Source organism: Amycolatopsis sp. CA-230715 (assembly GCF_018736145.1).
Taxonomy (GTDB): Bacteria; Actinomycetota; Actinomycetes; order Mycobacteriales; family Pseudonocardiaceae; genus Amycolatopsis.
In genome coordinates, this window is sequence record NZ_CP059997.1 from 8,876,175 (window position 1) to 8,883,770 (window position 7,596).

Below are 7,596 nucleotides of genomic sequence, written 5' to 3' on the forward strand. Positions count from 1 at the left end.
TGGGCCGATCCGTCGAGGGAGGGCTTTTCGTGACGACGCAAGCGAATGACGGCAAGGTGCTCGCGATGCGCATGTGGCGGTCGATGCTCGCCACGCAGGAGCTGATCACCTGCTACCTCGGGGTCCGCCTCGGCTGCTACGACGCGCTCGCCGAACACGGACCGGCCACCGCGGGAGAACTCGCCGAGCGGGTCGGCATGGCGCCGCGGTACGCGGTGGAATGGCTCGAACAGCAGGCGGTGATCGGAATACTGGAGGTGGCGGACGCGGCGGTGCCCGCGGACGAGCGGTGCTACGCGCTGCCCGCCGCGCACGCGGAGGTGCTCACCGTCTCCGACAGCCCGCAGTCGATGGCGGCGTTGGCACTGCTGCCCTTCGGGGGCGTCGCCGCCGCGTTGCCGAGCCTGCTCGAAGCCTTCCGGACCGGGGGAGGCGTACCGGATTCGGTGTACGGCGCGGATTGGCGCGCTGGGCACGGCAGCGCCAACCGAGCGATGTTCCTGCACGAGCTGCCGGGGTGGATCGAGGCGTTCGCGCCGGACGTGCACGCGGCCCTGTCCACGCCGGGTGCCACCGTCGCCGATGTCGCATGCGGGTCCGGCTGGGCGAGCATCGCGCTCGCGAGCGCCTATCCGGGGCTGCGCGTCGACGGGTACGACCTCGACGCCGAGGTGCTCGCCGACGCCGAACGGGAAACCGGTGCGCGCGGACTGGCCGACCGGGTGCGGTTCTTCGCCGTGGACGCGGCGAAGGCCGAGGCGACCGGCGACTACGACCTCGTGTGCCTTTTCGACGCGTTGCACGAGATCTCGCACCCGGTTCGCGTGCTGCGGACCTGCCGCGAACTGCGCGCGGCGACGGGCACGGTGCTCGTGCTCGACGCGAAGGTGGCGCCGGAGTTCACCGCGCCGGCGGACGAGGTCGAACGGTTCCAGTACGGCACCAGCCTCCTGCACTGCCTTCCCGCCTGCCTCGCCGAGCCGGGTGCGACCGGGACCGGCACCGTGATGCGGCCCGGCGCGGTGCGCGAGTTCGCCACCGCGGCGGGCTACGCGGCCACCGTCCTGCTGCCCATCGCGGACCGGTTCCACCGGCTCTACCGGCTCGTCGGCTGAGGAGTGCTCGGCCCTGGACGGTCGGTTCACTGAAGATCGCATGAAGGGTGACTCGTGTGTGTCGGGGTGGTGGGGTTTTCCGTTCCCTGAAGGTGGCTTTCAGGGAACTCGAGAGGCTGTTGCGTTTTGACTTTTCGCCCGCGGCGCCACCGAACTAGATTCGGTGACGGAGCATGATCACCGTCGATTCAACGGGTGTTCGACTCCCCGTCCTTCGGTTCATCAAGTTGATCTTGATCGGCGAAATCAAACTGCGACAGCCTCTCGATGCCCCGAAAGCCACCTTCAGGGCATCGTGGGCCGCCACTAGGGCCTGTATCGAAGTGGCGTAGCCACTTGAGTGGGCCGTCACCTTGCACCGCCGCGGGTTCTCAGGTGGTTCCTCGCGAGGACAGCTCCACCGTGGTGACCTGGCGGTCATGAGGGGGAGATCCCGGAGTGAGGGGCCGCCTGAGGTTCCGCTACCGGCACCGCCACGCAAAACACTTCGAAACAGTCTCTAGTCCCGCTCGGCGAGCTTTTCCAGTACGAGGTCCTGGACGTTGCCGACCGTGGTGATCTTGCGCGCGGTCTCCTCGTCGATCGGTTCGAGGTCGAACTCGTCCTCCAGCGCGAAGGCGACTTCCATGAGCGCGAGCGAGTGGTAACCGAGGTCCTCGACGAGCGTGGTGCCTGGAGTCAGCTCGGTGTCCGAGTCGGGGGCGAGATCCTTGATGATGGTGAGCACGATTCCGCGGACGTCCTCGTCGGTCCAGTCCGTCGTGGCTGCGGGCTCGGTCATGGTGCGGTTCTCCTGTTCGGTTCGGCGTCAGTGCTCTGCTCCGGTTCGAGTAGGCCGCGTTCCCGCAGGATCGGGAGCACCCCTTCGCCGAACCAGTAGGCCTCTTCCAGGTGGGGCTGGCCGGAAAGGATGAAGTGGTCGAGGCCGCGCCGGTGGTACTCGGTGAGGCGATCGGCGACCTCGCGGTGGCTGCCGACCAGCGTCGCCCCGGCGCCCGGCCTGGCCAGCCCGTAGCCCATCCAGACGTTCGGGTATACCTCGAGCCGGTCGGTGCTGCCGCCGTGCAGGACGGCCATCCGGCGCTGCCCCTCCGACTCGGTGCGCGCGAAGCGGGCCTGCGCGTTCTCCACCGTCTTCGGGTCCAATGTGGACATTATGTCGTCGGCGACCGCCCACGCCTGCTCGGCCGAATCCCGCGCGATGACGTGGAAACGGGTCCCGAAGCCGAGCGTCCTGCTTTGCGCGTCGGCGAGTGCGCGCACCTTCCGCATCAGCTCGGTCAGGCCGTCGGGCCGCTCGCCCCAGGCGAGGTACACGTCGGCGTGTTTCGCGGCCACCTCGTGCGCGGAGCCGGAGGACCCGCCGAGGAAGATCGGCGGGCGTGTCGGGTGCGGGCGCGTGAGCAGCCCGGCGGTCATCTCGTAGTAGCTGCCCGCGAAGTCGACCGGCTCGCCGTCCCAGAGCCGGGTGACCGCGTCGACCAGCTCCGCGGTGCGTTGGTACCGGTGGTCGTGGTCGAGCCGGTCGCCGTAGCGGCGCTGCTCGTCGGCATCCCCGCCAGTGACGACGTTGAACAGCAGCCTGCCGCCGGAAACCCGTTGCAGCGTGGCCGACATCTGGGCGACGAGCAGCGGTGAGACGAAGCCCGGCCGCAGCGCGATCATGAACTTCAGCAGGCTCGTCCGCTGCGAAAGCGCGGACGCCACGATCCACGGGTCCTCGCAGAACAGGCCGAACGGGGTCAGCACGCTCTCGAAGCCGAACCGCTCCGCGGCCTGTGCCACGGCGGCGAGGTAGTCGATACCGGGGTCGCGGCGCGGCGGCCTGGCCGGCGCGCCGTTCGCGGCCTTGGCGATGGTGCGTCCGTCGCCGTGCGACGGGAGGAACCAGTGCAGGTGCAGGGACATCCAGGAAGTCACCCCCGTGCGGAGCCGTGGTCGAACACTATGCGATGCCGGGACTCAAGCCAAGATATCCGAGACTACTGTCTCGGGTTCCTTGGCAACAAGAGAAACAAGATACGTGTACTCGTGCAGGAACGCCGTCGCCTCGTCCTCGGTCAGCTGGGCGTCGTTGAAGAACAGCACCGCACGGAGTTCGGTACCGCCTATCGGTACCAGCGCGAGCTCCAGCCCGAAGCGGCTGCCGAGTTCGTCGGGGACGAGCAGTTCGACGTCGAGCCCGCCCGCGCGGCGAGCGTGGTCCACCTCGGCCATCACGTTGAACACGACGTCGTCCACCCGCCTGCCCCCGGTGTCCAGCACGCCCGCGGGCAGCATCTGCGTCGGCAGGTCCTGGAAGGCGAACGCGCCGATCACGGCCGCGTGCGCTTGGCGCAGCAGTTCGGCGAACGTGGCGCCTTCACGAGCGCGGACGCGCAGCAGCACCATGTTCGCCAGCAACCCGACGGTGTCCCGCACCGCGGCCCGCGACCGGTTGGCGAACATCGAGGCCACCGCGAGGTCGTCCTGCCCCGTCCGTCCCCGCAGGTGCAGGTGGAAGGTCGTGAGCAGCACGGTGAACAATGTCGTGTGGTGCGCGCGGGCCAGCTCCCACAGCGCGGGCACGACGGCGGGGTCGACCTCCGCGAGCACCGAGCCGGTCCGGCCATCGCCGGGACGGGCCCGCGTCGCGGGGAAGCGGGGGAGCTGGGCCCCGGTGAGCTGGCGGCGCCAGTATTCGCGGTGCCGGGACAGTGCGTCGCCGGAGAGCTGTTCGTGTTGCCACGACGCGAAATCCGCGTACTGCCAGCCCACTTCCGGTAGTGCGGCGCCGCCGTACAGCGCGCACAGCTCGCCCAGCAGCACGCCGGTGGACCAGGCGTCGGTGACGAGGTGGTGGAGGTTGACGCACAGCACGTGCTCGTCCTCGCCGACGCGCCACAGCGTGACCCGCATCGGCCACTCGACCGGATCGAGCGGGTTCCGCACTTCCGCGGCAACGAGTTCACCGGGATCGGTGCCCCGCGGCACTTCCACCACGGTCCACGGCAGCGCCCGCGGCGGGTGGACGAGCTGTTCGAGCTTGGCCGCACGCCCGGCGAAGGTGGTCCGCAAGGACTCGTGCCGCACGGTCAGCTCGTGCACCGCCGAGCGCAGCGCTTGCTCGTCGAGCGGACCACGCAGGCGGCACAGCAGCGGGCAGTTGAGTGCCCCGAAATCGGGGCGGTAGTGCTTGATCAGCCAGAGCAGGCGCTGGGCGATCGAGGCTGGCTCGCGGCGCGGGGTCACCACGTGATTATGCAAGAACCAAGTTACTTGGTCGAGAGAAGCAAGATACGGTGACAAGGACCCTCGCCGTGACCTACGGTTCGGGTATGCGCAGAACGGTGGTCGACGCCGGAGTGTCCGCGGAGCTCGACTGGGACTACGAGGCGGTGGACGAGCGGGTCCGCAACCTCTACGACCGGGCGCGCCACGCCCAGTGGTCGGTCGACGACATCGACTGGTCGATCGAGGTGCCGTTCGGTGCGCCGCTCGCCGACGATTCGGCGTTCGCGATGTCGGCCTTCCGCGAGTCGCCGATGGCGCGGCGGGGCAGGCCGATGTGGGACGCCTTCCGCTGGGAGCTGCAGTCGTGGATGGTCAGCCAGTTCCTGCACGGGGAGCAGGCCGCGCTCGTGGTGGCGGGACGGCTGGTGGAGACGGTGCCCGATCTGGACAGCAAGATGTACGCGGCGAGCCAGGCCGTCGACGAGGCACGGCACGTGGACGCGTTTTCCCGTTACCTCAGTGAAAAGGTCGAGCACCCGTACGAGGTTTCGGAGCCGTTGCACCAGCTGCTGCGGGACATCCTGAGCGACGCGCGGTGGGACGTGACCGCGCTCGGCATGCAGATCATGGTGGAGGCGCTGGCGATGGCAGCCTTCCGGCTCGCCGAGCGCACCTTCCACGACGACCTGATCAAGGACATCACCCGGCTGGTGGCCAGGGACGAGGCGCGGCACGTCGCCTTCGGGGTGCTTTCGCTCGGCGGGGTCTACGGCGAGCTGACCACGGCCGAACGAGTGGAACGGGAGGAGCTGGTGCTGCAGGCGGCGAGCCTGATCCGGCGCCGGTTCCTGCTCGACGACGTGTGGCAGCGCCTCGACGTCGATCGGCACGAGGGCACCGAGTTCGCCAGGCGCCACCAGCTGATGATCGCCTACCGGCAAGCCATCTTCTCTCGGGTGGGCCTGGCGCTGCGGCAGATCGGGCTGATGACGGAACGGGTCCGCGAGGGGCTGGAAGGCCTCGGGCTGCTCGGCGTCTCGCTCGGCAGGCTGGACGGCCGATGACGCGCTACGACCTCGCCTCGGTGGTGCGCCTCGCGGAGCTTGCCGACTACATCGTGCCGTTCGCCATCCGGACCGCTTGTTCGCTCGGCGTCGCCGATGCGTTCGACGACGGTGCCACTCCGGTCGAGACGCTCGCGAAGCGCACCGGCACCCACGCGCCGTCCTTGCTGCGATTGTTGCGAGTGCTCGCTTCGCGCGGTGTCGTGGCCGAACCGGAACCGGGGGAGTTCACCCTCACCGCGCTCGGCAGGCCGTTGCGCGCCGAGCACCCGCTTTCCTTGCGGGACACGCATTCCCTGCTCCCGGCGGACGTGCTCGCCTGGTCGCGGCTCGACGTTCCGGTGCGCACCGGCGAACCCGCTTTCGACGTGGTACACGGCACCGGCTACTGGACGCACCTCGCGGCGAATCCCGGCGACAGCGCGAGCGTGGACCGCTGGATGCGCGGCGCGAACCGGCTGCACCTGCGCACCGTGCTGCCCGCGTACCCGTGGGGTGCCGCGAACACCGTGGCGGACCTCGGCGGCGGTACGGGTGGTTTCCTCGCCGGGATCCTGGCGAGGCATTCCCGGCTGCGCGGTGTGCTCTACGACCTCCCGCACGTGGTTTCCGGCGCCGGGCCGGTGCTGGCCGAAGCCGGGGTGGCCGACCGGTGCGCGGTGCTCGGCGGCGACCTGTTCGACGGCGCACCGCGTGGTGCGGACGTCTACGTGCTCAAGACCGTGCTGCCGGGGTTCACCGACGACGAGGCGGTCCGCCTGCTCGGCAACGTCGCCGCAGTGATGGCACCGGGAGCGCGGCTGGTGTTGCTGGAAGCCGTGGTGGTGCCCGGCGACACCTACGACGTGGCGAAGGCGTTCGACGTGCACACGATGGTGCTCACCGGCGGCAGGCACCGCACGCGCGAGGAGAACGCGACGTTGCTGGAACGGGCGGGTCTGCGGCTGGTCAGCGTCACGCCGACCGCGACGCTGACGGTGCTGGTGGGCGAACTCAACGCGGGCTGAGTGCCACGGGAACCGTCGCGTAGGCGCGGAACGGGGTGTTGGCCTGCCTGCGCGCTTCGCCGGCCGCGGTGAACTCGCGGACACGAGAAGCCAGTCGCTCGAACACGATCGTGCCTTCCATCCGCGCCAGGAACGCGCCGAGGCACAGGTGCGCGCCACCGCCGAAGGTCACGTGCGGGTTCGGCGTGCGGCCGATGTCGAGCGCGGCGGGATCGCGGAACACGGCCTCGTCGTGGTTGGCCGAACCGAGCAGCAGGATCAGGACGCGCCCCGCGCGCAGCTTCCTGCCCTCGATCTCCACCGGGGCGTTGAGGTACCTGGCGGTGCCCTGGATCGGCGCGTCGTAGCGGAGGAACTCTTCGACGGCCATGGCGGCGAGGCCGGGTTGTTCGAGCAGGCGAGCACGTTCTCCGGGGTGGTCGAGCAACGCGGCCCAGCCGGTGGTGATCAGGTGCACGGTGGTCTCGAACCCGGCGAAGAACGAGAACACCGTGTTGTCCACGATTTCCTCGTGGGTCAGTGATTCACCGGCGTCTTCGACCGCGAGCAACTGGGAGATCAGATCGTCGCGGGGCTGCCGTCTGCGTTCGGCGAGCAGCGCGCCGATGCGCTCGCGCAGCCAGCCGACCGCCGTGTCGGCCGCGGCGCGCGCTTCGTCCGGCACGATGGCGGCGAAGGCGCGGCCGAGATCGATCGCGAACCGCCGGACCTCGTCGGTCGAATCCTCCGGGATGCCCATCAACCGGCAGATGACCCGTACCGGCAGGGGATAGGCGAGATCGGACACCACGTCGAGGCTGCCCCGGTCGAGCGCTGGTGCCAGCAGTTCGTCGGTAATCGCCTCGATGTCCGCGCGCATGCGGCGCACCATCGCCGGGCTGAACGCCTTGCCCATCAGCTTGCGCAGGCGCAGGTGCTCCGGCGGGTCGCGGTAGAGCATGATCCGCTGGAAGAACGCGCTCGCCGCCCCGTCGCCAGCGGAAAGCCGGTGGTAGTGCTCGGGGAACTGGCTGCCGAGGCGCGGATCCCGCTGGAGGCGGAGCACGTCGGCGTGCCGGGTGACCGCCCAGCTTCCCGCGCCGGACCGGCACAGCGGTCCTGCCGCGCGCAGCCGTGCGTAGGTCGGATACGGGTTTTCGACGACCTCGGGCTCGCGGGGGTCGAACCGGGGAGGGAGCGTTGCGGGACGCATGCCGG

At 69.8% G+C, this 7,596-nt stretch carries 7 protein-coding genes; 3 read left to right on the forward strand and 4 right to left on the reverse strand.

The window, feature by feature from the left end:
- The first annotated feature begins 29 nt into the window (after positions 1-29).
- On the forward strand, positions 30-1,115 hold the full coding sequence (locus HUW46_RS41510) for a class I SAM-dependent methyltransferase (RefSeq protein ID WP_254125471.1): 1,086 nt from the start codon (positions 30-32) through the stop codon (positions 1,113-1,115).
- A gap of 499 nt (positions 1,116-1,614) precedes the next feature.
- Here the strand turns inward: HUW46_RS41510 and HUW46_RS41515 are convergent, their stop codons facing one another.
- Genes HUW46_RS41515 through HUW46_RS41525 form a run of 3 tightly spaced genes read right to left on the reverse strand, consistent with a single transcriptional unit; the run spans position 1,615 to position 4,346 of the window.
- The gene (locus HUW46_RS41515; RefSeq protein WP_215544130.1) at positions 1,615-1,896 is read right to left on the reverse strand and encodes an acyl carrier protein; all 282 of its coding nucleotides are present in this window, start codon (positions 1,894-1,896) and stop codon (positions 1,615-1,617) included.
- A complete protein-coding gene (locus HUW46_RS41520) occupies positions 1,893-3,023 on the reverse strand; it encodes an LLM class flavin-dependent oxidoreductase (RefSeq protein WP_215544131.1) in 1,131 nt (376 codons plus the stop codon). The genes HUW46_RS41515 and HUW46_RS41520 overlap by 4 nt, the downstream gene beginning before the upstream one ends.
- 54 nt (positions 3,024-3,077) lie before the next feature.
- On the reverse strand, positions 3,078-4,346 hold the full coding sequence (locus HUW46_RS41525) for a condensation domain-containing protein (RefSeq protein ID WP_215544132.1): 1,269 nt from the start codon (positions 4,344-4,346) through the stop codon (positions 3,078-3,080).
- A gap of 86 nt (positions 4,347-4,432) precedes the next feature.
- On the opposite strand from HUW46_RS41525, the gene HUW46_RS41530 reads away from it, so the two are divergent.
- Positions 4,433-5,392 carry a ferritin-like domain-containing protein gene (locus HUW46_RS41530; RefSeq protein ID WP_215544133.1) on the forward strand — a complete coding sequence of 320 codons (960 nt, stop codon included), beginning with the start codon at positions 4,433-4,435 and terminating at the stop codon, positions 5,390-5,392.
- Entirely contained in the window at positions 5,389-6,399 is a 1,011-nt protein-coding gene (locus HUW46_RS41535; RefSeq protein ID WP_215544134.1) for a methyltransferase, read from the forward strand. Before HUW46_RS41530 ends, HUW46_RS41535 begins: the two co-directional genes overlap by 4 nt.
- On the opposite strand, the gene HUW46_RS41540 is transcribed toward HUW46_RS41535, so the two are convergent.
- Positions 6,386-7,591: a cytochrome P450 gene (locus HUW46_RS41540; protein WP_254125472.1), complete on the reverse strand. Its 1,206-nt coding sequence runs from the start codon at positions 7,589-7,591 to the stop codon at positions 6,386-6,388. The two genes, HUW46_RS41535 and HUW46_RS41540, sit on opposite strands and share 14 nt — an antisense overlap.
- Positions 7,592-7,596 lie beyond the last annotated feature (5 nt).